General features: G+C 68.6%; 19 protein-coding genes. 12 read left to right on the top strand and 7 right to left on the bottom strand.

Going from position 1 to position 23,381, the window contains the following annotated elements; translation table 11 throughout:
* The first annotated feature begins 21 nt into the window (after nt 1–21).
* Nucleotides 22–1,524 carry a glycosyltransferase family 87 protein gene (locus E9565_RS08785; protein ID WP_236834673.1) on the top strand — a complete coding sequence of 501 codons (1,503 nt, stop codon included), beginning with the start codon at nt 22–24 and terminating at the stop codon, nt 1,522–1,524.
* Here E9565_RS08785 and E9565_RS08780 read toward each other — a convergent pair.
* The gene (locus tag E9565_RS08780; RefSeq protein WP_236834671.1) at nt 1,504–2,322 is read right to left on the bottom strand and encodes a deoxyribonuclease IV; all 819 of its coding nucleotides are present in this window, start codon (nt 2,320–2,322) and stop codon (nt 1,504–1,506) included. The two genes, E9565_RS08785 and E9565_RS08780, sit on opposite strands and share 21 nt — an antisense overlap.
* A 118-nt stretch (nt 2,323–2,440) precedes the next feature.
* On the opposite strand from E9565_RS08780, the gene E9565_RS08775 reads away from it, so the two are divergent.
* The 7 genes from E9565_RS08775 to E9565_RS08745 all read left to right on the top strand — a co-directional run bounded on the left by E9565_RS08775 (nt 2,441) and on the right by E9565_RS08745 (nt 9,786).
* On the top strand, nt 2,441–3,454 hold the full coding sequence (locus tag E9565_RS08775; RefSeq protein ID WP_236834669.1) for a hypothetical protein: 1,014 nt from the start codon (nt 2,441–2,443) through the stop codon (nt 3,452–3,454).
* Between the two features lie 162 nt (nt 3,455–3,616).
* Nucleotides 3,617–3,904, top strand: a complete 288-nt coding sequence (gene rpsF, locus E9565_RS08770; RefSeq protein WP_236826531.1) for a 30S ribosomal protein S6 — start codon at nt 3,617–3,619, stop codon at nt 3,902–3,904.
* 2 nt (nt 3,905–3,906) lie between these two features.
* Entirely contained in the window at nt 3,907–4,386 is a 480-nt protein-coding gene (locus tag E9565_RS08765; protein WP_236834666.1) for a single-stranded DNA-binding protein, read from the top strand.
* Nucleotides 4,387–4,470: 84 nt separating this feature from the next.
* The gene (gene rpsR, locus E9565_RS08760) at nt 4,471–4,707 is read left to right on the top strand and encodes a 30S ribosomal protein S18 (RefSeq protein WP_073422051.1); all 237 of its coding nucleotides are present in this window, start codon (nt 4,471–4,473) and stop codon (nt 4,705–4,707) included.
* Between the two features lie 11 nt (nt 4,708–4,718).
* A complete protein-coding gene (gene rplI, locus E9565_RS08755) occupies nt 4,719–5,165 on the top strand; it encodes a 50S ribosomal protein L9 (RefSeq protein ID WP_236826533.1) in 447 nt (148 codons plus the stop codon).
* A gap of 706 nt (nt 5,166–5,871) precedes the next feature.
* Nucleotides 5,872–8,487 (top strand): replicative DNA helicase, encoded by a 2,616-nt coding sequence (gene dnaB, locus E9565_RS08750; RefSeq protein ID WP_236834663.1) that lies wholly within the window; start codon nt 5,872–5,874, stop codon nt 8,485–8,487.
* Between the two features lie 159 nt (nt 8,488–8,646).
* Nucleotides 8,647–9,786 (top strand): hypothetical protein, encoded by a 1,140-nt coding sequence (locus E9565_RS08745; RefSeq protein ID WP_236834661.1) that lies wholly within the window; start codon nt 8,647–8,649, stop codon nt 9,784–9,786.
* On the opposite strand, the gene E9565_RS08740 is transcribed toward E9565_RS08745, so the two are convergent.
* From E9565_RS08740 to E9565_RS08715, 6 genes are all read right to left on the bottom strand, one after another.
* A complete protein-coding gene (locus tag E9565_RS08740) occupies nt 9,783–10,478 on the bottom strand; it encodes a helix-turn-helix domain-containing protein (RefSeq protein ID WP_236834658.1) in 696 nt (231 codons plus the stop codon). The two genes, E9565_RS08745 and E9565_RS08740, sit on opposite strands and share 4 nt — an antisense overlap.
* Nucleotides 10,475–11,671 carry a hypothetical protein gene (locus E9565_RS08735; RefSeq protein ID WP_236834656.1) on the bottom strand — a complete coding sequence of 399 codons (1,197 nt, stop codon included), beginning with the start codon at nt 11,669–11,671 and terminating at the stop codon, nt 10,475–10,477. The genes E9565_RS08740 and E9565_RS08735 overlap by 4 nt, the downstream gene beginning before the upstream one ends.
* Nucleotides 11,668–12,462: an ATP-binding protein gene (locus E9565_RS08730; RefSeq protein WP_236834653.1), complete on the bottom strand. Its 795-nt coding sequence runs from the start codon at nt 12,460–12,462 to the stop codon at nt 11,668–11,670. The genes E9565_RS08735 and E9565_RS08730 overlap by 4 nt, the downstream gene beginning before the upstream one ends.
* A 22-nt stretch (nt 12,463–12,484) precedes the next feature.
* Complete coding sequence (locus E9565_RS08725; protein WP_236834650.1) at nt 12,485–14,104, bottom strand: hypothetical protein; 1,620 nt, start codon at nt 14,102–14,104, stop codon at nt 12,485–12,487.
* Nucleotides 14,104–14,877 carry a hypothetical protein gene (locus E9565_RS08720; RefSeq protein ID WP_236834648.1) on the bottom strand — a complete coding sequence of 258 codons (774 nt, stop codon included), beginning with the start codon at nt 14,875–14,877 and terminating at the stop codon, nt 14,104–14,106. The genes E9565_RS08725 and E9565_RS08720 overlap by 1 nt, the downstream gene beginning before the upstream one ends.
* Before the next feature lie 1,157 nt (nt 14,878–16,034).
* Nucleotides 16,035–16,331, bottom strand: a complete 297-nt coding sequence (locus E9565_RS08715) for a hypothetical protein (RefSeq protein ID WP_236834646.1) — start codon at nt 16,329–16,331, stop codon at nt 16,035–16,037.
* Between the two features lie 965 nt (nt 16,332–17,296).
* Here E9565_RS08715 and E9565_RS08710 point away from each other — a divergent pair.
* The 4 genes from E9565_RS08710 to E9565_RS23165 all read left to right on the top strand — a co-directional run bounded on the left by E9565_RS08710 (nt 17,297) and on the right by E9565_RS23165 (nt 23,124).
* The gene (locus tag E9565_RS08710; RefSeq protein ID WP_236834643.1) at nt 17,297–19,270 is read left to right on the top strand and encodes an N-6 DNA methylase; all 1,974 of its coding nucleotides are present in this window, start codon (nt 17,297–17,299) and stop codon (nt 19,268–19,270) included.
* Nucleotides 19,267–20,118 carry a site-specific DNA-methyltransferase gene (locus E9565_RS08705; RefSeq protein ID WP_236834640.1) on the top strand — a complete coding sequence of 284 codons (852 nt, stop codon included), beginning with the start codon at nt 19,267–19,269 and terminating at the stop codon, nt 20,116–20,118. The genes E9565_RS08710 and E9565_RS08705 overlap by 4 nt, the downstream gene beginning before the upstream one ends.
* Before the next feature lie 121 nt (nt 20,119–20,239).
* Entirely contained in the window at nt 20,240–20,635 is a 396-nt protein-coding gene (locus E9565_RS08700) for a hypothetical protein (protein ID WP_236834637.1), read from the top strand.
* Nucleotides 20,636–21,123: 488 nt separating this feature from the next.
* Nucleotides 21,124–23,124: an AAA family ATPase gene (locus E9565_RS23165; RefSeq protein ID WP_236834635.1), complete on the top strand. Its 2,001-nt coding sequence runs from the start codon at nt 21,124–21,126 to the stop codon at nt 23,122–23,124.
* The last annotated feature ends 257 nt before the right edge of the window (nt 23,125–23,381 follow it).

The raw sequence follows: 23,381 nt of genomic DNA, 5'->3' as shown, positions 1-23,381 counted from the left end.
CCGATCACGCACACTGCTGGCATGAGCAGCACCCCCACGGGCCCGTCCGCCACCGCGGACGGGCCCGTGGTCGTTCCACGTGGAACGACGCCGGCGTCCGCCCCGGACCGCGTGGTGCCCACCTGGACCGATCCGGTCGCGCGCCAGGCCAGCGAGGCCGTCGGCGGCCCGTGGGGCCGCTACGCCGTCACGGGCCGAGCCCTGTTCTGGACGCCGCTGCGGGTCTGCCTGCTCTTCGCCACCCTGGCGCTGGCGCTGGCGTGGGTGAAGCAGGCGCCGTGCGCCGACGGCGACTGGGCGGGCTTCGTCCAGTACACGCACTTCTGCTACTCGGACACGGTGCCGCTGTTCGGCCTGCACGGCCTGGACGACGGTGCCCTCCCCTACCTGGACTCCGCCGTCGAGTACCCGGTGCTCACCGGCGCCTTCATGGCGCTGGCCGCGGCGGTCTCGGGCGGCTACGACCGGGTGGCGGCGGCCTCGGGGCTGCTGCCCGAGGCCGCCCCGGTGCTCAGCTACTACGTGGTGACCTGCCTGCTGCTGACGGCGTGCGGGCTGCTCGTCGTGCGGGCCACCCTGGCCCTGGCCGGCCGCCGCCCCTGGGACGCGGCGATGGTGGGGCTCTCCCCGCTGCTGGTCGTGCACGCGTTCACCAACTGGGACCTGTTCGCCGTCGCGCTGGCCACCCTGGGCATGTGGGCGTGGGCGCGGCACCGCCCGGTGCTCGCCGGGGTGCTGCTGGGCCTCGGCGTCGCCGCGAAGCTGTACCCGGCCTTCCTGCTCGGCGCGCTCCTGCTGCTGTGCTGGCGGTCCGGGCAGCTGCGCCTCTGGGCGCGGACGGCGGCCGCGGCCGCGGTCGCCTGGGCGGCGGTCAACCTGCCGGTGGCGGTGCTGGCACCGGAGAACTGGACCCGCTTCTTCGCGCTCAACAGCACGCGGCCGGCCGACCCGGACTCGCTGTGGAACCTCTTCCTGCACGTGGCCGGGGACGGGTGGCTCGACGGCCCGCTGGCCGAGGGGCAGACCCCCACCGTGCTCAACGCCGCCGTCGCCGTCGTGCTGCTCGCCGGGCTCGCCGCGGTGGCCTGGCTGACGCTGGCCGCGCCGGTGCGGCCCCGGGTCGCCCAGGTCGCCTTCCTGCTGGTCGCCGTCTTCCTGCTCACCAACAAGGTCTGGAGCCCGCAGTACTCGCTGTGGCTGCTCCCGCTCGCGGTGCTGGCCCGGCCGCGGTGGCGCGCGCTGCTGGCCTGGCAGGCGACCGAGGCGCTGCTGTGGGTGCCGCGCCTGCTCTGGTACCTGGGCACGGACAACCGCGGTGTCGACGTCGAGTGGTTCTTCCTCGCCGTCACGCTCCGCGACGCGGCCGTCGTCGTCCTCATGGCGCTGGTGGTCCGGGACGTGCTCGACCCCGACCGGGACGTCGTGCGCACCAGCTGGCCGGGCGTGGACGACCCGGCGGGCGGCCCGCTGGAGCACGCCCCGGACCGCCGGGCGCTCCGCCGGTCAGCCCAGCGCGGCGCGTAGCAGCGCGATCTCCGCCGCGTGCCCCGCGGCGTCCCCCGGCGTCTCCAGGACGACCGGGCAGCCGGCCGCCCGCGCCACCTCGACCAGCACGTCCGCCGGGATCTCCCCGCCGCCCAGCGGCGCGTGCCGGTCGCGGCCGGAGCCCGCCGGGTCCCGGCTGTTGTTGAGGTGCACCAGGTCGATCCGGCCGGTGACCGCCCGGACGGCGTCGACGACGGAGCCCAGGTCCCAGCCGGCGGCCCAGCCGTGGCAGGTGTCCAGCACGAAGCCGGCGCCGAACCCGCCGATCGCCTCCCAGAGCCGGCCGAGGGCGTCGAGGTCGCGGGCCATGGCGTTGCCCCCGCCGGCGGTGTTCTCGACGAGCACGGGAACGGGGAAGCCGCCCTGCTCGGCCTGGCGGGCGAAGGTCTTGCGCCAGTTGTCGACGCCGACCGCGGGGTCGTCGCCGGCCAGCACGTGCCCGCCGTGCACCACCAGGCCGCGGGCGCCCACGTCGGCCGCGGCCCGGGCGTGCCCGGCCAGCAGGTTGCGGCTCGGTATGCGGATGCGGTTGTTCGTCGTCGCGACGTTCAGGACGTAGGGGGCGTGGACGAAGACGGCGACGTCGGAGCCGCGCAGCTCGGCGGCGTCCGGTCGCGGGCGCGGGGCCTTCCAGCCCTGCGGGTCCGCGAGGAAGACCTGCACCGCGTCGGCGTCGACCTCCGCGGCCCGGGCGAGCGGGCCGCCGCGGTCGAGGGCGCCGTCGTCGGTGAGGCCGGCACCCACGTGTACGCCGATCGGGTGGCTGCCCATGCTCATCTCCGCTTCGTCGACGAAATCCGCGTTTACCCGTATCGCCGAGGTCACATCATCGTTGAGGCTGTGACCGGGGTTACCCACCGGTGCAGCTGTGACGTCGACGTGGAGGTAGCAGAACATGGCAACGGGTCGCATCCGACGCTCGGCCCGCCGGGGCGTCGCCGTGGCCCTGCTGGGCTGGCTGGGCGTGACCGCCGCGTCGGTGGCGGCGACCCCCACCGCGAGCGCCGCCCCCACGGCGACCGTGCCGATCCGCGACCTCACCCAGCTCGTCGTGTCGATCGACCAGGGCGGCTCGGTCACCTTCGTCAACGAGCTCCAGGACAAGACGCTGCAGGTCGGTGGAGGGGGGCTGCTGCCGTCGCTGGTCAGCGTCACCGCCAGCACCGAGGTCACGCTCACCCTCCCGTCGGGGCAGCGCGAGCTGGCCCCCGGCGCGCGCGCCACCGAGCGGTTCGACCAGAGCTGCGTGGCCGGCTGCTGGCTCAGCTTCAGCTACTCGATGAGCTCGGGCGCCGCGCTCACCCAGCCGCTGGTCGACGCTGCCACCGCGCTGCTGCCGCCGCTGCCCCGGCCGCAGCCGCTGGTCGTGAACACCCTGCTGCCGCTGCCGAACCTCCCGGGGGTCAACCTGCCGCAGCTGCCGCCGGTGACGCTGCCGGCCACGCCGCCGCCGGCCGGGCCTGCGCCCGAGCCGGCGCCGGAGGCCCCGCAGGCGCCGTCGACCGGGCAGCCCGCGGCCCCGGAGGCCGGTCCGGCGCCGGAGGGCGTGGCGGGTGACCAGTACACGTACGAGACCGGCTCCGCCCCGGCCGCCCAGCTCCTGCCGGGGGCCCGCGCCGCGGCGGCCGCCGTCGACCCGTCCCGTTTCCTGGTGCCCGCCCTCACCGCCGAGGGCGCCGGGTCGGGGGGCGTCGCGGGCACCTACGACGGCGCGTCGGTCCCCGAGTTCGGGCAGCTGGCCGGGCTCAGCACGCCGGCGCCAGGTGGCGAGGGCGCCGGTCAGGTGCTCGACGCCGCGGGGGCGCAGCCGGTCGCCCTGCCCGCCGCGGCGCTCGCCGCCGTCGTCAGCCTGGCCGGGGCCACCGCGGCGCTGGTCCGCACCGCGCAGGCGGCCCGCGGGTCCCGCTGACCGCCGTCGTCCCCCGTCCGGGCAGCGCCTGGCCCGCCGGTCCCGGCCGCTGGTAGCCTGGGGACAGCGCGTTCCGGCTCATGCCGGGGCGCGCGACGCGTGTACGACCCTCCTGCTGCAGATGCCCTGCAGCCGCGAAGACCAGAGGAGGTGGGGTTCTCCGTGCGTCACTACGAATTGATGGTCATCCTCGACCCCGACCTGGAGGAGCGCACCATCGCTCCCTCCCTCGACCGGTTCCTGACCGTCGTCACCAACTCCGGTGGCACCGTCAAGACCGAGATCTGGGGCCGGCGTCGCATGGCCTACGAGATCAAGAAGCACGTCGAGGGCATCTACGCCGTCGTCGACATCCAGGCCGAGCCCGCCGCGGTGGCCGAGCTCGACCGGCAGCTGAACCTCAACGAGTCGGTCCTGCGCACGAAGCTGATGCGGCCCGAGGTCCACTGACCATGGCCGGCGAGACCGTCATCACCGTCATCGGCAACCTGACCGCCGATCCGGAGCTGCGCTTCACGCCGTCGGGCGCCGCCGTCGCGAACTTCACCGTGGCCTCGACGCCGCGGACCTTCGACCGCCAGTCGCAGGAGTGGAAGGACGGCGAGGCGCTGTTCCTCCGCTGCAACGTTTGGCGGCAGGCCGCGGAGAACGTGGCCGAGTCGCTGACCCGTGGCTCGCGGGTGATCGTCAGCGGTCGCCTCAAGCAGCGCTCCTTCGAGACGAAGGAGGGCGAGAAGCGCACGGTCGTGGAGCTCGAGGTCGACGAGATCGGCCCCTCGCTGCGCTACGCCACGGCCAAGGTCACCCGCGCCTCGCGCGGTGAGGGTGGCGGCGGCTTCAGCGGTGGCGGCGGCGGTGGCTTCGGCGGCGGTGGTGGCGCGAGCGACCCGTGGTCCACTCCCGCCGGCCCGTCGGACGAGCCGCCCTTCTAGAAGGACCTCGTCCTTCTCATCCCTCGCACGCTCGGGACGAGCCTCGGGACGAGGCCGTTCCAACATCTCACCAGGAGAACCCCGGTGCCCAAGCCCCCTGTTCGCAAGCCCAAGAAGAAGGTCTGCCAGTTCTGCAAGGACAAGGCGACCTACATCGACTACAAGGACACGACCCTGCTGCGGAAGTTCATCTCCGACCGCGGCAAGATCCGTGCCCGCCGCGTCAGCGGCAACTGCAGCCAGCACCAGCGGGACGTCGCCACGGCCGTGAAGAACAGCCGTGAGATGGCCCTGCTGCCCTACACCTCGACGGCGCGCTGATCATGAGCACGATGAAGCTGATCCTGACGCAGGAGGTCACCGGTCTCGGGTCCTCCGGCGACACCGTGGAGGTCAAGGGCGGGTACGGCCGCAACTACCTCCTCCCCCGCGGCCTGGCCATCAAGGCCACCCGTGGCGCGGAGAAGCAGGTCGAGTCGCTGCGCCGGGCGCGTGCCGCCCGGGAGGTGGCCTCGCACGAGGAGGCGCAGACCCTGGCCGGTCGCCTGTCCGGGCTCACCGTCCAGGTGCCGGCGCGCGCCGGTGACGGCGGTCGTCTGTTCGGCCGGGTCACCACCGCCGACGTCGCCGCGGCCGTCACGGCCGCCGGTGGCCCGGAGCTCGACCGCCGCCGGATCGAGCTGCCCAGCAGCATCAAGACCACGGGCCAGCACACCGTCACCGTGCGGGTGCACCCGGAGGTCACCGCCCAGCTGACGATCGAGGTCGTCGCAGGCTGACGTGCAGGACCTCCCTGGAGGGAGGTCGGCCACGAGGGGCGTCGGACAGCTGTCCGGCGCCCCTCGTCGCGTCTCCGAGCCGGCTTCTGCCGCCACGGGTCTCCGTGCGTGCCACCACGCCCTGAGGGCGTCCGGGCCTCTCGTCCAGCGTGCGCGGGCCTCGGTGGACAGGAGGGGTGCCTCTGCCGTCTCTGCCGCCCGCTGAGGGCCCGGGCGGCGCGCCCCGGGGGCCACCCGCCCCACCACCCCGGGCGCGGCCCCTGTGAGCCCGGTCCCACCGGCGGCGCACCGGCCGCCGACCCCCGCCGGCGGCCGACCGCGCACCGCTGTGACTCGTGGTGCGTGTCGCGGAAAATTCTTCCGTGGTTTTCCCCGTCCACACCCGGTGGGCAGGGTCCGTGCAGGTCAGCGGCGCTGACCGCGGGGACGGACGGTCGCTGTCCCCCGATCCCTCCACATGTCGACACGCCTCCGTCCACCGACTTGTCCACAAGTTGTGCAGATCGACGTGCACACCTGTGGTGGACGCGGTCTGCGGAGCTTCCTAACGTCCTCTCCGCCACCGAGCGGACGACCGGGATGTCGGACCCCTCCGGTAGGCAGGTGCCGAACAGACGTTCGGCACGGCGCCGTCCGCCGAGCTCGCGTACTTCCCCTGCGCGCGGTGGTGATGCGGGCGCGCCCGCAAGGAGATGGAGGTACCCCCGTGGCGGTGGCCGACGAGTTCAGCCGACCGTCCGTGACGGCGCCGGAGTACGACCGGCAGCCGCCCCAGGACGTCGCGGCGGAGCAGTCGGTGCTCGGCGGCATGCTGCTGAGCAAGGACGCGATCGCCGACGTCGTGGAGGTCTTGCACGGCAACGACTTCTACCGGCCGGCGCACCAGGTGATCTTCGACTGCATCCTGGACCTCTACGGGCGGGGGGAGCCGGCGGACGCGATCACCGTCGCCGCCGAGCTCAACCGGACCGACCAGCTGTCCAAGATGGGCGGCGCGGTCTACCTGCACACGCTCATCCAGTCCACGCCGACCGCGGCCAACGCCGGCTACTACGCCGCGATCGTGGCCGAGCAGGCGGTGCTGCGGCGGCTGGTCGAGGCCGGCACCCGCGTGGTGCAGCTGGGCTACGGCGCGGCCGGCGGGAAGGGCGACGTCGACGACATCGTCGACCGCGCGCAGCAGGAGATCTACGACGTCACCGAGAAGCGCATGAGCGAGGACTACTCGCGCCTCGAGGACGTGCTCCAGCCGACGATGGACGAGCTCGACGCGATCGCCTCCCGCGGTGGCACCGCCCGCGGCGTGCCGACGGGCATCCGCGACCTCGACGAGCTCACCAACGGCCTGCAGGCGGGCCAGATGGTCGTCATCGCGGCCAGGCCCGGTGTGGGCAAGGCCCTGGCCCTCGACACCCCGATCGCCACGCCGTCCGGCTGGACCACGATGGGCGAGATCGGTGTCGGTGACCGGGTGCTGGGCTCGGACGGCCGGCCGACCACGGTGGTGGCCGCGACCGACGTCATGACCGACCGCCCCTGCTTCGAGGTCCACTTCTCCGACGGTTCGGTGATCGTGGCCGATGCGCAGCATCAGTGGCTGACGGAGACCCGGGCCAGCCGCCGGTCCGCCCAGCAGGCGCGGACCGGCCGCAACGGGTACCGCAATCAGCAGACGTTCGCCGAGGTGCGGACGACCGAGGAGATCGCGCGCACCGTCCGGTGCGCCACCAAGGACGCCCGTCTCAACCACTCGGTGCCCAACTGCCGGCCCCTGGACCTGCCGCCGGCCGACCTGCCCATCCCGCCGTACGCGCTCGGCGTCTGGCTGGGGGACGGCACCTCCGCGGCGGCGCAGTTCACCAGCGCCGACCCCGAGATCGCGGTGTACATCGAGGCCGAGGGGCTCGTCGCCCAGCGGACCGGGGCGGACCGGCGGTACTCGTTGCGGCTTCCGGCGCAGGTCTCCGCGGAGATGCGGGCCTGCCCGATGTGCGGCGAGCTCTTCCTCCCGCGGACGTCGCAGGTGCAGACCTGCGGCAAGACGTGCGGTGGCGCGCTGCGCGCCAGTGGCGGCGTCGGTCGCACGGCCACCTGCCCCGACTGCGGTGGTCCCTCGGCCGGTCTGGCGCAGTGCCAGGCCTGCCGGAACGACCACGGCACCGTCAAGGCGCTCCTGCGCGGGCTGGGGGTGCTCGACGACAAGCACATCCCCCTCGCGTACCTCCGCGGGTCGGTGGCCCAGCGGCGGGCGCTGCTGGCGGGTCTGCTCGACACCGACGGCACCGTCACGCCGGGTGGGGCCGTGCAGTTCGCCGTCACCAACCGCCGGCTCGCCGAGGACACCCGTGAACTGGTCGCGAGCCTCGGCCACCGGGTGAAGCTGAGCACCAAGCGGGTGCGCGGGCGGACCGAGGCATCCTCGACCTGCTACACGCTCACCTTCAGCACCGACGACGAGGTCTTCAAGCTCGAGCGCAAGAAGTTGCTGCACAAGGAGCGAGGGGCGCGGACCTTCACCGCCCGCGGCGCCCGCTTCATCACCGACGTCCGGCCGGTCACCAGCGTGCCCGTGCGCTGCATCCAGGTGGACGCGCCGGACTCCCTCTTCCTGGCCGGGCGGAGCTTCATCCCCACCCACAACTCGACGCTGGGTCTGGACATCGCACGCTCGGCCACGGTGAAGCACCAGATGCCCGCGGTGATCTTCTCGCTGGAGATGAGCAAGCACGAGATCACCATGCGTCTGCTGTCGGCCGAGGCGAAGGTGCCCCTGCACCACATGCGCGCCGGCACGCTGTCCGACGAGGACTGGGCGAAGCTGGCCCGCCGGATGGGCGAGGTGGCCGACGCCCCGCTCTACATCGACGACTCGCCGAACATGACGATGATGGAGATCCGGGCCAAGGCGCGGCGGCTCAAGCAGCGCAACGACCTCAAGCTGGTGGTCATCGACTACCTCCAGCTGATGACGTCGGGCAAGCGCGTCGAGAGCCGCCAGCAGGAGGTCTCGGAGTTCTCCCGTGCGCTGAAGCTCCTGGCCAAGGAGCTCGAGGTCCCGGTCATCGCGATGTCGCAGCTGAACCGTGGCTCCGAGCAGCGTCAGGACAAGAAGCCGATGCTGTCCGACCTCCGCGAGTCCGGCTCGATCGAGCAGGACGCCGACATGGTCATGATGATCCACCGCGAGGACATGTACGAGAAGGAGTCCCCGCGGGCCGGCGAGGCCGACATCATGCTGGTCAAGCACCGCAACGGCCCGACCGCCAACGTCACCGTCGCCTTCCAGGGCCACTACAGCCGCTTCGTCGACATGGCCAACTAGCACCCAGCATGTAGGACGACGTGATTCCGTCACCGGCTACGACATGAGCGTCACCAGTAAACGACACCAATCCGTCACCAGTCGCGACGCTTGAGTGTCACCGGGTCCTGTGGACAAACGACATGGGGTGTCACTGGCGTCCTGCCGAAAGGTTCTGTTATGCCTGACCGCCCCCAACCGCGGGCGAGGCTCACGGATGCTGAGGGCAACGTCCAAGACGTCACAGATCGCCTGACGGGCGCGGACGCCTTCTTTGGCGCCTGGAAGCAGGACGTCGACACGCCTGACCCCACCGAAGCGGGCGCGTGGCAACGCACAGACGAGGGCCATGCGCCGGGTGATGGGCGCTCCGCCTACAGGGTCGTCTACAAGACGTTGCGGTTGGTGCCGTATCCGCCGGTCGAGATGACCTGGCCGAACATGCGTGTGTCTCTGTTCTGCGGCGACGTCGAGCGGGGTGGCATGCGCTTCGAGGAGACGATTCCGGGTCGGCGGCGGGACCAGCAGGTCATTCCTGAGCACGGGCGCGTACTGCATGCGCCACCAGCCAACCCCACCTACCTGAACTGTCCGAACCTGCACTTCCGAGTGGCTGGCTGGGAGGAAACTGTCAAGGCTGTGTCGGCCTTGGAAGTCATCTGGGTAGCAGATGAGCCCCACGAGCAGCCGCTCGCGTTGCTGGAGGCGGGACGAACCGCGGTCGCCCCGTTGCTTGCTCTCCTGGAGTTCGAGTTCGGACCGCGCCTTCTCTCCACGCGACTAACTGAGGAGGTTGGCGAGGCGTTCGACGACTGGCATTGGATCAGGCGCATCTACACGGGAAAGGTCTACGCCGAGTCCCAAGCGGCTTTCGTGCATCTGTCGGGTCAGGACTTCCTCGAACGTGCCCGTCCCTTGGTTCAGGTCAGCATGGACCTGCCCGCGGAGGAACGAGCCCGCCTCCGGCTGGCTTCGCGCTGGTACTGGATGGTGCAAGAGGAGATCGACCCGACACTCGCGTTCATCCAGTGGTGGATGATCGTCGAGACCTTGGAAATGCCAAAGACGACGGACGTCCGCCCAGTCAGCCTCCGCATTGCAAGCCTACTGGGATGCGATGTCGCCGCGGTGAAGCCCGTAGTTGGGCGACTGTTCGGCCTTAGGAGTCGTCTGGTTCATGGAGAAGAACGAGGCGTAAGCGCCGAGCAACTGCAAGCCGTGGAGATCATCGCAAGACTCTTGCTCGGCGCTCGCTCCGGAGTCACGAACACGCGAGATCGGGACGCAGCACAAGCGCTTCTCAGTTCGACGGCGCCCTAGGGGTGCGCGAACTCTGCGGCTGCACTGAGCGCGGGCTCTTCTTCAGTCAAATCGAGAAGTCCGGCGTTGGCGAGGCCGCCGGTGATCACACGGCGTCGTGTTTCGTTGGGTGCGGTGATCGCTTGGCCGGTGTAGGTCTGGTATGCGGCCTGATACTCGTAGGGCTTGAGGCCGCTGCGGTGAGCGTGAACCTGGGTTAGGTCACGGCGTGCTTGCACATGGTCGTGCAGGGGTTGAACCCTGCTCTCGCCGTGCTCGCGGACGATTCGCAGCCCGGCCATCCGGAGGCGCCGGTCGGCCTCCGTCAGAGCCTGCTGGAGTCGGTCGAGCGACCAGTCGAGCGCCTCAGCGAGGTGGTCGTTGAGTGTCGGTGTTGTCCGGTCGTAGAGCAGCGCGGTGACCGTGGCAGCGTCATCTGCTGCGACGGGGTCGACTTCAGCGTCGACAGCGGTCGTAGTGGTGACAGGAGGCGCCGCGAGCAGGGACCGAAGGGGCAGGCCGAGGTGGTTCGCCAGGCGGGCCAGGGTGGCTACTCGGATCTCGCCGGGGTCAGGGTCCCCGTTGAGGATGCGTTGCAGGCTCCGAACGGCGAAGTCGACGCGGAAGGCGAGTTCGCTAGGTGCCAGCCCGCTCTGCTGGAGGGCGGTGCGGATCGCGGCGACATCGAACAGCGAGTGGGGTTGGTCGTTCACTGAAGGCTCCGGACCTCGAACCCCAGCCGGTGAAGGATGCGGGTTGGGTTGCTGGTGTCGTCGTTGCGGAGGTTGCGGCCGTCGATGGGCAGGCCCAGGTCGCGGCGCGCGGCGATGAGGATTTCCAGGTGCCGTCGTTCGCCCTTGAGGTTGAGATACGAGTCGACGGCTGCGGCCCGTTCGTATCCGCGACGCACGAGTTGCGCGGCGAGCAGCGGTCTTGCCCCTTCGGGAATCGTGCGTCCCGCGATCCGGCCGGAGGACAGGGCCTTGCGAACGGTGTCAACGGTCGTGCCGTTCAGGGCGTTCGCGGTTACGCCGAGGAGGTAGAGAGTTGTCGTCGCCGCACGCTCCGGGCGGATGTACGCACGCAGGGCACGCCAGTCATCTTCCGTTGGGCGCGGTGCCTTCGTGCAGGACAGGACGCCGAGCAGCCGGTCCGGATGCGCCCGAAGGAGATGACCGCGAGCGAAGAAGGCGCTCTGCGTCGCGCGGATCGCCACAAGCATGGACGCCGTCGACGTCGCGGCGGCGGTCATCGCGTCCAGATGGGAGATGACCGCGGACTCGTCCGGCGTCACGGTCTGGGCCGCTCGATAGACCCGGACGTAGTCGCTGTCGATTGTCTGAAACCGGTGTGTCGAGTTCAGTTCGCGGCACGCGTAGCGGAAGGTCAGGAAGTCGCACTTCGGTAGGTGATCAAGGCTGTAGCCCTCGTCCAGGGCGCCGCGGGGTGTGAGGTTGACCGGCGGCTCCTTGTGCTGGTCGAGCCAGGTGTCCCAGTCGAGCGGGGTCGGGTCGATGCCTGCATCACGGAACCGCTGCGTGGCGACCGCTGCGTGGCCGGGTTCGCACACGAGCACGGTGGTCGTGGCCGTGGGTAGCAGGTCCAGGAGCCAGCCCACCACCCGTGGATGGGTCTGCTGGGCGTCGAGGACGGCGACGGTGGTGATTCCGTGCGCCGTTGCCCACATGGGTGCGTAGAGACGATGTTCGTCGTTGCGGACGCTGTTGGCTCCGACAACGCGGAAGTCCTTGCCCATGGCCTGCAAGAGGTCGAGCGCCACCCCACCGGGCCTCTTCTCGTGCGGTGAGAACTGGACCAGCACGGCATGCCGGTCGGGATGGATGCGATCCGCCAAGACGCGATGCGGGATCGTGCCGGTGGGGGCCTCGGTGATCCGGACGGTCACGCCGCCTCCTCCCCCAGCAAAGAACGGAGAGCGCGGACGTCTTCCGCGGTGAGCCCGGTGGCCTTCTTGCCCGACGGGTCGGTGCTCGGGAGGTACGCGATGTGCTTGCCGATCTGGTGCCACGTGCGGATGCTCCGTCGCGCGACCCGCTCGTTCATCCTTTCGATCACCTCGGGCTTGGTCGCGGCGAGGCGCGGATGCTGCGCCGCGGCGATCGCCTGGACGTCTTCGAGGTCGGTGATGACGTCGAAGGAGACCCACCGGGCAACGCGGCTGCGGACTTCGTCGGCCTTCTCCAGTTCGCGTCGCACATCGCACCCGACGAGAAGCATCGGGAAGGGCGCGCTCTGCCGGGCGGCCTGGTCCCACAGGTAGCGCAGTTGCTGGGCACCGGCCAGGCCGACGTGGTGGACCTCGTCGGCGATCAGGCCGATGCCGCCCTCGCACAGGCGGTCGACGAGCATGTTGGTCATCTGGCGTTCGGTGCCGCGCGCGGAGCGCTGGAACACGGCCTCGTAGACCTTGGCGGTCAAGTCTTTCGGGTTGGCGCGCAGCGGCAGGATGCAGTACCGCCAGGTGCGGCGGGATTCCGCGGCGGCGTACGCGCATGCCGTCGTCTTGCCGGTGCCTGCGGGGCCGTCGAAGCAGGTGATGTCGAGTTCCGCGTCCATGATGCGGAAGGCTGCGACGGCCTTCTGGAGGGCGAACGTCTGGCCGACATTGCCGGGGAGCGGCGGCAGGATCCCGGCCCGGCTGAGGATGGGGGTCACTGCGGTGGTCTGGCTGGTCATGAGGGTCTCCGATCGGTAGAGGTCAGAAGTCGAGGTCGTCGGTGCCGGTCCGGGCGACGACGGTGTTGCCGAGGACTTCGAACTGGGTGCGCTCACGCGCACGTTCGGAAGCCTTGCGGCGGGTCGTGCTCGGCGACTCGGCCTTCTTGCGCCGGGTCGTCGTTGGCCGTGCCCCGTAGGTGTTGTCGTCCGCGGTCGGCTCTGTGGCGGTTGCGGCAGCCTTGTGGGCTTCCACGGCGGTGGCGTCGCTTTCCGCGATCTCTTCCAGCGCCGTCCGGAAGGTCCGGATGGCCCCACGACGGTCAGCGGATCCCTGGGCTGCCTCGGCGGCATCGAGGTAACGGGTCCAGTGGGCCCGGCCGATGTAGTCGCCTTCTTGGGTGTAGACCTCGACGAACTCGACTCGGGTCGGCAGGAACCGCAGGATCACTGCGCGGCCCTCGACGATGCTGCGCCAGGGGAGCCCGAGGATCGCCTCGCCCGTTTCGGGGTCGTGCCCCTCCAGGACCCGGTCCGTCGACAGTTGGTAGAACCGGTTGTCCCACTGGACGCGGGCACGGTCGACAACGCGCGTCATCTCCTGCGTCATCGACGCGCGGATCGCCTGCGGATCGCCCTGCACCACGGGTGCGTCGTCGGCGCACCAAGCGGCGTAGGGGGTCCTACCGCCCAGGGCGCGGTGGGGCCGGTCGAAGTTGTAGTCGCGCAGCGCCTTCAACATCTCGTGCTGGAACGCCTGGATGGGCAGCAGGCCCGCGGAGGTCACGACCGGCTGCGGTTCGCGCCGCGGGTCGCGTGGCTGGTAGTCGCTGCGGTCGTAGCCGGGGAGCAGTGGCAGCACCTCGCTCTTGATGGTGCGGTGCCAGCGCTCGATCTTGCCGTTCTGCTGAGGGGTGTACGCCTCGGTGAACGAACGGCCCGTCCCTTGTTCGATGAGTCCCACGGTCATCGCGCGGGTGACCAGGTCACTCCCGCGGTCGGAGTGGAGCATCTGAGGTTGGCCGCCAACGAAGATCCCGTCCTCCGTGATGAAGCCCTCCGCCGCTAGTGCGACGGTCTCCACGGACTCTTCGGTGGTCGGGTTGTACGGGCTGATCGTGAAGGCCATCACCATGCGCGTGGCGGCGTCCAAGACCGTGGTCATCCACGGCTTGACGACCGAGCCGTCGTCCAGCCGGACCCACACCGGCAGCAGCGTGTGGTCGATAGCCCATTCGTCGTTGCGGGACTCGACGTGCCTCTCCAGGGTCGGCAGGCTTGCCCGGAAGGCTTCGTAGCCCCCGCGCGCTCCGGTCAGGAGCCGCTGGTCGTACTGCGTGGCGAAGTAGCGCTGCATCGTGCGCACTCCGATGCCGGGGTTCTCGCCCTTCTGGCACATCTGGTCGTGCAACTTGGCGACGGAGCCCTTGTGGCGCATCAACTGCACGGTGAGGTCGTCGTTCGGCTTCCACGGCGTGCGAGGGGCCTGCACGTAGCCGCGCTGGATCATCCGACGGATCCGGCGGGTCGAACATTCGAGTGCCGCCGCTGCTTTGGCGACGTCCTGGTTGCTCACAAATCCGTTCTCCTTCTGGAGCCGCAGGAGAGTCGTCAGCACGGACCGCTCCAACTCCGGGTTCTTGACGACCTTGGTGGAGGCCATCACGCGACACCGCCCTTCTCGCGGAGTGGTTCAAAGGTCGTCGGGGACAGTCGGGCAGTCAGACCGTTCAGGCCGACGAATCGTGCGAGGTGCATGCGGTTCAACGGCAGCAGTCGCACGCCCGTGAACAGGGACGGGTGCTGGGCCGCCCCCGCTGCGGCGTAGCGGCGGGCCTGGTGCAGCCAGCCCTCGGGCACCTTCCGCGTGGCGATGCGGGAGGTCTTCAACTCGTCGAAGAGCACCCGGCCGCTCTCGACGTGCTCCCAGGCGAGGTCGACGGTTCCGTCGCCGGTCTGGTACTCGACAGCAAGCAGCCGCCAAGGCGCGGTGGGAGCGAGCCGCGTCAGGTACTTGTGGGCGAGGCTCACTGCCTCCGCCGCGACCACGCGGCGACGGTTCCAGTTGGCGTCCAGCAAGTTCCGGGCCAGCCCGTGCATCCGCCCGAGCAACTCCTCGGGAGGCACGGTTGCCAGCAACGGCGCGTGTGTCGTCACCAGAGCGTGGGTCAGGACCCCGAGGTCCGAGCCGTCCCGGCCTGACAGCGAAGCGCGCAGCACGCGGCTTGGCCCGATCACAGCGACACCGCCGCGTCGAAGCGCGGGTTCTGCAGTGGCGTCCAGACGATCCGGGCGTGCCTCCGCCGCAGTCGGTGCAAGGGAGGGCACGATGGCGAGGTGGCGCCGGACGGCCCGCGCAGCCTCAACGCTGGCACCGCTGATCGAGTCATAGGTTGGATCATCGGTATCGCTCAGCGAGCGGCTGTTAGTCGTCACGCCTGCGGGGGACGCAGGCCCCCCATCGGGTGAACGCCGTGCGCCACGCTGAGCGGCAGGGCCGAGGTTGAGGTCTTCAGTCACGAGTAGGCCATCAGAAGGTCTCGGGTTGGTTCTGACCTGTGGCTCAACCGATGACACGTAGGTTATGGGGTGCAGCGAGTGCGGCGGGTTCAGGCGGTGAGCGCATTTCCGCAGGCGGAGTGCCCTACTGGCTCAACGTCTGCATGCCAGTCAGGTGAGCGATACCGATGACACTTCCGATCAGACACGTGGCGCCGGATGGCACCGAGATCCGTACGCCAGGTGATAAGCCGCTCCGTGGTGGCTCTCGGGGTGCACCGGCCATCGACGTCAACGGCAACGCACGGTGCGTCGACTGTCTGGCACTCCTGCTGCCGGACCGCGGTCGGAGCCCGTACTGCAAAGACTGTCGACAGGCGGCCATCAAGCAGGCGTGGAGGAAGCGCAACGAGACTCGCCGATCTGCTGCCGTGCGCCGGAGCCAGTTGCGCCAGGAGCCTCACTGGGAAGGCCCCGGATACACCCATGGCCGCTCGGGGCTCTACATCGACGCCGACCTGCTCGCAGACCTACGAGAGGCCGTCTCAGGGTTGCTCTCGGCTCACACAACGTGGGGGCATCTCGCAGCAGAGCCGTTCACTCCCGACAATGCCCGTCAGTATCAGCGTGCGCTAAAGGATTTGCTGGACGCGGCGTACGACGCGAACCTGTCCCTGCGGGGACCCTTCTGGCCGCGCACAGACCATGCCTCTCGGCGCCATGGCCCCCCGCAGTCGCCGCCGGGCGGTCGAGGATTGGCCCCCTCAGGGAATCCGCGCCCGGTCGAATCCTGAACCCACAGGATCCGTGTAGAAGGCGACGAGGAGGCTGCGCGCGGGCTCCTCCGCAGGGTGGGAGTAGGCCCGTATGGGGAAGCGCTCGAAGAGGGCCTTGGTCTCGTCCAAGGTCGCCTTACAGTCTGCGCAACCGTCCCGCCCGCAAGGGAGGTGGCCGAACCGCTTGTCCCAACCCATGTACAGGTAGGCCCGAGCCTCCGGGTCATCCGGAATCCTCAAGCGACGACCGCCCAAACCATCTCCTCTCGCGAACCCTTGTTGACCCTGGGCCTTCTCGTGCGGCATCACCGCGAGTTGCTACGGGACGGATCCGATGGCCGATCTGGCACGCACCCGCGCGCTGCGCGATGCCGCCAGCGCACGGAGCAGCACTTCCAGCCAGTCGTCCCCAAGGCGTTCTGCGACCACCCCCAGAATCGTCGGGTGCGTGCTGCTCGACCACAGGCTGGCGGCAATCTCCAGCATCAACCGCTCCTGCGAGGAGAACGTGGTCTCGCTGAGCATCTGGTCGAAGTCGACCTCTTGGCGCCTAGCGTCGACGTGCTTCCACACCCTGAGATCGAACGGGAACGCTTCCTCCGCGATGAGGAGCACAGCGGCGAACTCAGGGGACCGACGGGCAACCATCTTCCACTCCAATCAACTGCAGGGACGGGCAGAGGAGGACGGCGAAACTGGTCGAAGGCGCCGGAGACCCGGCCCGCACGGCAAACGCCTGCCGGGCGGAAGGGGAACGTATGTTCGAATCTGTTGGCGGTCAACGCAGGAGCCCACTGACAGGCCACATTCACCCCCTCGGGGGACATCCCGCCTTCCTCTGGCGAGTCGACTGTGGCCCAAGTGACCCGTTTGGCGGCACCGGCATGCCGCCCTGGTCGAGTACGAAGCCGACAAGACGTACAACCGATGCAGCGTGGCGGTCAGCCTCGTACCAGTCCGGCGCGGAGCACACCCGGCCCCAGGATGCGGCCATCCACCCTGGGGCCAGGCATCGCGCACGCTAATACCGGCCGCGGCGGCTCTCGCGCCAAGTCGGCGGGACGCCCCGGACACGGCGCCGCCACCCGTTACACCACCGCGGGCAGGATCCTGGCGACAACCTTCTCGATGACCTCGGTGATGCCTGCGGCGCGCAACGCCGACCGCACTGCGGCCCGCGACTTCTTGAAGTCGGTGTCAAGGGCCACGGTCGCATACCCCGCTGCAGCGACGGATGGCTTGTGCGAGTCGCTAGTGCGGGCGTTGTGCGGTGGGACACCAACCAGTGCCTGACCGCCCGGGCGCGGGACCAGGCCGAGCCGATTTCTAGCGAGTTCCCCGAGCCCCCGCCGATCCACCAGCCCCTGGTCCTGGCCGCCTCTCAGGGGCGCTGCCACGTCCCGACGGCTCTACAACCAGCCGAGCGTGCTCCTCCGTCGCCTGACCGCCCAGTCGTGGCGTAACGGGAAACTGTCGGAGTCGGCATCTAAGTTCATTGCGTGGCTGGGGGCGCGGTTCCGGAGTGGGTGCACCTGTCGTCACCCAGCCCTGGCCGACCGCTCGTCACCACCGTCGAACGCGTGGCGCATCGGCTCCGGCAGGCAGCGGTACGGCTCCAAGACCTAAGCAGCGACTCCACGTTCGGCGACCGCTTCGCTCCTCATCGTGCGGGCCTTGGTTACGTACCTCCCGGGGCTGACGGATCGCTGCGCTCGGCGTGGGCGCTGATCGGCGAGTGGCTGACTTGCGCAGCGGTCGGTGCTTCATCCGCCGATGAGGGGATCGTGGCCGCGCACGAGTGGTTCTGGACGGGCGGCTCGGTGACCGCCCTCAACGAAACCGAGGTGGATCTGCGGCCCGCGATGGGTTCCCTCGACTCTGAAGCGATCCATGCACTCATGCCCTACTTGCTGGATCCCATGGCCGCCGCCACTAGGCGCGACGCCCTCCGTGACGCCGACGTGCTGCCCGAGCGGCACCGGCGGAAGCGTCGTGGCGTGTACTACACGCCCGGAGATGTTGCCTACTTCATGGTCAAAGAGATTCTGGACCTCGACGACTCGTCGCGGCAGTGCTGGGTCGACCCGGCATGTGGCAGCGGCGTCTTCCTGCGGGCGGCGCTACTCGCATCAGCGGAGTGCGGTCACAGCACCCCAACCCTCCTCGGTGTCGACATCGACCCGTTCGCGGCAGAGGCGGCCTCGTTCGTTCTAACTGCCGCCGACCTACGGGTCCACCCGTCGGGAGACCCGCCGTGGGTACGTTGGCATCGGTTTCGAAAGAACCTCGCGACCGGTGATGCGCTGATGATCGCGACGGCGAGGCCAGAAGCGCCACATTCACAGGAGGGCTTGCCGGTTGGCACTGCCCGAGTACCGCAGCCGGAAGCCGGACCCTTGGGCGTGCATGGCCCGTGGCGCCTCGACGACGTTTTCCCGGAGGCGCTCGCGTCCGGTGTCGAGCGGATCATCGCGAACCCGCCCTACGCACCCCTGTCGGCCTCCGCGCCGCGGCACCACGTAGCGACTCTCCGACCAGTGACGGGAACTAAGGGCGCCCGAGACGTGTCGTCAATGTTCGTCGAGTTGTCGCTCCAGTTGCTTTCGTCATCCGGTCGGATGGCAGTCGTCCTACCGCTCGCACCTGTAGCGTCAACGCAATCGCCGTATCCCGAACTGCGTGAATCGCTAACTGCCACAGGCGGACGACTGCAGATGTTATCGTTCGATCGCGCGCCCGACGCCTTGTTCGGCGATGACATCAAGACTCGCAACGCGATCGTTCTACTCGATCGTTCGGCACCTCGCGACGTGGTGGCGACCCCCCTCACGAGATGGACAAGCCATAGCCGAAACGCGGCCCTGGGATCGTTGATGAGGGTCTCAGTCGCCGACATGCCCACAGTGCCGTCGCTCATCCCGAAGATCGGGTCGGATTGGGAGCAACGACTTTTCGCGGATTGCATAACGTCGCAAGGCGGACTTGGAAAAGTCCTTGCGGCGCGCTTCACTGCGCCGCTAGCCGAGGTCGCCATGGAGACAGCCGAACTCGCCATCGCGCCGACCGCCTACAACTTCCTGAACGTCATGCGGGAACCCTCGCGCGCCGTGGCAGATGGACATGACAGTGCAAACCCGTTTCTCATCTTGAGGTTCACGACGGACACCGAGGCAGCGGCGGCTTACGCGCTGATGTCAAGCCGTCTTGCGATGTGGCTATGGCACGTGACAGGTGACGGCTTCCACGTCACACAACGACTTACCAGCCTGCTGCCGTGGCCAAACAACGCGGCCTCTACTGCCGCGTTGGCGGAAATCGGCGACCGGCTTTGGAAGGCAGCGTCGCAACAACCTGTCATCAGCCGCAACGGCGGAAGGACTACTGTTGCCTACCCGACCTGGCCGGAGGCCGCCCTCCTCGACGAGATTGACATCGAGTGTCGCGGACTGCTTCCTGCGCTCGACACGGGACACTTGTCGCGCTGGCATGGCGCGCTGATGGCGGTGGACCGTCCCAGAACCCGAACGTCCCAGAACCGAGAGAGAGCCCAGTGAGCCTAGTAGTCACCCCGGAGCAGCGCGCGGCGAGCGCCCTGACAAAGGAGGAGTGGCGGGAGTACACCAAGACGGTCTGGAGCATCGCCAACGTCTCGGACGCTGAACACCCCGCCGTCTTCCCCCCCGAGATCCCGCGTCGGCTCATCAAGTTGTTCTCCTTTGTCGACGAGATCGTGCTCGACCCGTTTGGTGGGACAGGAACGACTGGTGTGGTTGCGGCGGAACTTGACCGCCACGGGATTTGCATTGACCAGAGTCAGCCCTATTACGACCGCATGTTGCGCGAGAAGGCGGCGCTCAACGGCTCGGGCTATCGGTTCACGCCGACTCTCGGCGATGCACGTCGGTTGGACCTTGCTGACGAGAGCGTTGGGCTCGCTATAACGAGTCCGCCGTATTGGAACAAGGCGGATTACGGCGACGGCGAAGCGAACCTAGGAAACATGCCTGGGTACTTGTCCTTCATCGAGTCGCTGCGGCCAGCCTTCGCTGAGGTTTTTCGCGTGCTCGCGCCGGGCCGTAAGTTCTGTGTCAACACGGCAAACGTGAATCAACACACGGATCATGGCCTGCTGACATTCCCACTCGCGACGGACCTCGTGATACTGCTGCGCCAGTTGGGCTTCGTCCTGATCAACGAAATCATCTGGAACAAGGACGGCACTGGCGGTAGGTGGGGTTCAGCGAACGGGCAGCGACCGATCTTTGGGAGTTACCCGTACCCGCCAAACTTCCTCTTCAAGAACGTGCACGAGTACGTCATCATTGTCGCGAAGCCGCCGACGAAGAAGTCAACCGGAAAGACGGTGCTTCCGTACGATGAACTGATGGCTTTGCCACGCTGATGACAGGAGATCAAACATGGTACTTGGTGGCCTCGACCTACTGACGGGGACTGAACCATGCCTCGTCGCGATGGTCCCTGGAGCGGGCGGCCGGTGGCACCAGGTCCATTTTAATGTCGACGTGGCGAGACTGTTCTTCGGGCTTAAGGCGGACGACCAGCGATCCATCACGCTGGAGAAGGTCGGCGCGGACGGGAGATTGCTCGCACGGCATAGTCGCGAACTGGTCTATCCTGAGAGCAACCGCAACTCGCGTATCGAGTTCGACTTCGGCTCGCCGAAACCCGACTATCCCGCCAGTGGTCGGCCTGTCATTGTCGTCGTGCAGGCGGACCATAAAACATACAGGTATCGGACCCTAATGCCGGGCGACCCGGGGCATCAGGAAATGATGGGGCTGGTATCCACTGGCCAAAGCGTCGGACGCACGATGAAGGGCGTTCGGCGCCGCATCGTGACGCTAGACGACGTCGAAGCAGCCTGGAGCGGCGCGCGCCTACGAGGGTCAGCGGGCTAGCGAGGCGTCGCAGGGAACCGGTCATGTTCTAGGCGTTCCCGGGTCGCTGAAGATGCCACCGCGCGTGGATGCATCGCCGCCTGGGCGTCCTCGCGCATGCCCGTCCAGCCGGGGGCGTCGGGTGAGAGGGCGCCGTCTGCTTCGGCGTCGTGAGTGGCGTGGGCTCCATGTCCGGTGCCCAGCCGGTTGCGTCGGGGTTGTCCACGTCGCGAGCGTCAAAGATGACGGTCACGGCGGTGTCGTCCGTCGCGCGACGAGGCGCGTAATAGCGGGGGATCGCCACGACCCCCTGGCCGATTGCCGGAGGTCGCGCCAGCATCTCCGCGGCGGACGGGCGCACAAGACCCGGCGTCCGCTCCCGTGTCGAGGCGGTGCTACGCCGCCGCCTGGGCGTCCAGCCGGGGCGTCCAGACGGCCGGTGGTCGTGAGGAACGGCGTAGTGCGGGTCGTGTGCGGCTCTCTTCACCCCGCCCGGTTACGTTGTCCGCGTGGCCACCTTTGTGATGTCGACGAACTGCCGCGTCTTCGCGCAGATCGATCAAGGCTTCATAGCCTGGAAGCGGCAGACCGGCGAGGCTGACTTCATTGGCCGCATGCAGCCAGGCGACTTCCTCGTCGCAAAGTTCGCTCAGGACGCGGTGTACGGCGAGGAGGACGCCGCAACACAACGCGCCTACTGCGAGAACCTCGGAGTCGACTTCGACACGATCGTGGCTGCATACGAGACGTTGATCCAAGGCGGCAAGGGTGCCGTTCCCTACGTGCTCCGGGTCGTCACCGCGCCACATGACGATGACGCCTCCGGCGAACCAATGGTCCGTGTCTCCGTCGACGTCGAAGACCTCGATGAGCCAATCAGCACACAGGAGTTCCTTCGCCTGCGCGCCTTGCCGGATGCTATCGCGGCCCAGTTCAAGGGCACGGTTGGCAGGGGAAGGCATATCCAAGAGATTGATGGAGACGGTCTCGTCGCCGCCGTCCGGGCGGCAGGCAGAACGACGGACCGGGACCATCTCCTCCGGCGGTTCTCGCTCGTCGACGCGCAGACGCCAGAGGATGCCGTCACCCGGCTGACGGCGGCGGGGCGGCACCCACGCGAAGGAGATATGGCGTTCCTTGTGACCCGAGCCATGATGCCGGGACTGTGCAGCGCCGAACCCAGCGGAGCACTGGTTCCGGCGCATGCTCCGATCGCTCAGTCCCCGGAGTCGGCTCTAGCCCTCCTGGAGGACGCGCAGCGACGAGCGTCGGCGAATGATCCGTTCGCGCCGCGGCAGGCTCTAGCAGCGATGTCACAGATCCGAGGATTCCTGGATGAGGACGATCGCGTGCTGGCCATCGACGACTACACCCGCTTCTATGACCGTTACCGCTTGTTGAGCGTCAAGATTACCCAGGCGCTTGCCCTCGCGAAAAAGCCGTTACCAGCAGACGTCCAGAAACAGGAGGTCGACCAGCCCGCGTCAGATGGGAGCACCGAGGTCGACGATGCCGCGACGTTGGCCGGTCTATCCGTCGAAGCGGTAGTCGCCTCCCTGCCGGAGGGGTTCTCCATCGACCGAGAAGTGATTGCTGCCGCGGTCACGGCCCTGCGGGCGGGAAAGCACCTGCTGCTCGGCGGCCCACCAGGGTCGGGGAAGACCACGCTTGGGGAAGCGCTTTGCCGCGCAGTCGTCGGCGCAGTGAACTACTCTGTCACGACCGCAACAGCCGACTGGACGACGTTCGACACGATCGGTGGATACATCCCCACCGAGAGCGGCAACCTCCGCTTCACCCCGGGCGTCGTTCTGCGAGCGCTACGAGACGGCCACTGGCTACTAATCGACGAGGTCAACCGAGCGGACATCGATAAGGCGTTCGGTCCACTCTTCACAGTCTTGTCGGGTGGCGACAGCGCCGCCGCGGGACGCCGGTCGATCCTCCCGTATACGGATGACGGCATGTCAGTAGCGATTGAGTGGGTTGCGTCGCGTGAGGGCAGCGCTGCCACGTATCCACTGACCGGCTCGTGGCGGTTGATCGGAACGCTGAACGTCTCAGACAAGGCAAGCCTTTTTAGACTCTCCTTTGCATTCCTCCGTCGATTCGCCGTTATTGACGTCCCTCTTCCAAAGGAGGACGAGTACCGCAACTTGCTGACTGCGTGGCTCGCTGAAGCCCCCGAGCAGGACCGAGAGCCGATCGCCGAGGCGCTGCTGAACGTCTGTTGCAGCGGCCCCGTGCCGATCGGTCCCGCCATCGCACAAGATGTGGCTCGATTCGTCGTCGAAGCGTCGGCTCCCACCGCCAGCGGTGCACCTTCGTTCGACGTGGCAACGACAGCGCTCGCCGCTGGTATCCGCCTACTAGTTGTGCCGCAGTACGAAGGGGCACCGCCCGCCGACGGTAAGGCCCTGGTTGCGCTGCTCGACAAGAGCCTGCCGTCGCTCGATGCTGACGCCCGGGCACAACTCGTAGAAGCGCTCGAAGAAGTCGCCCTGTCGTGAGTTACGTCGACACCTCCTTGGCCGTGGAGGTACGGGCGGGTCTCCTCGACGAAGTCCTTGCAAACCTCCCCGCATTCCTGAGCGGAGCATCAGTTGAACGTGCTGGGCCCGTCAACGCTGCAGCAGAACTACTAAATCTTCCGGCGGGGGACCTACGCCGAGTCATTGCGACGCATGCTGTCCTGTCGGCGCCTGTCCGCGCCTTAATGGACGACCTTGCCTTGGGGTTGCGCCGACCGCTTACGTCATCGGTCCGG

Origin of the sequence: Blastococcus sp. KM273129, from assembly GCF_021698995.1 — a bacterium.
GTDB lineage: Bacteria > Actinomycetota > Actinomycetes > Mycobacteriales > Geodermatophilaceae > Blastococcus.
The sequence above is the reverse complement of the archived record's forward strand: the minus strand, read 5'-3'. Positions and strand labels throughout refer to the sequence as shown.

Excerpts from the sequence above, each read along its gene's own strand:
- E9565_RS08780 (WP_236834671.1), bottom strand. The coding sequence starts at position 2,322 with ATGAGCATGGGCAGCCACCCGATCGGCGTACACGTGGGTGCCGGCCTC.
- E9565_RS08725 (WP_236834650.1), bottom strand. The coding sequence starts at position 14,104 with ATGGCCTCCACCAAGGTCGTCAAGAACCCGGAGTTGGAGCGGTCCGTG.
- E9565_RS08765 (WP_236834666.1), top strand. The coding sequence starts at position 3,907 with ATGGCCGGCGAGACCGTCATCACCGTCATCGGCAACCTGACCGCCGAT.
- E9565_RS08745 (WP_236834661.1), top strand. The coding sequence starts at position 8,647 with ATGCCTGACCGCCCCCAACCGCGGGCGAGGCTCACGGATGCTGAGGGC.
- E9565_RS08785 (WP_236834673.1), top strand. The coding sequence starts at position 22 with ATGAGCAGCACCCCCACGGGCCCGTCCGCCACCGCGGACGGGCCCGTG.
- E9565_RS08730 (WP_236834653.1), bottom strand. The coding sequence starts at position 12,462 with ATGACCAGCCAGACCACCGCAGTGACCCCCATCCTCAGCCGGGCCGGG.
- rplI (WP_236826533.1), top strand. The coding sequence starts at position 4,719 with ATGAAGCTGATCCTGACGCAGGAGGTCACCGGTCTCGGGTCCTCCGGC.
- E9565_RS08775 (WP_236834669.1), top strand. The coding sequence starts at position 2,441 with ATGGCAACGGGTCGCATCCGACGCTCGGCCCGCCGGGGCGTCGCCGTG.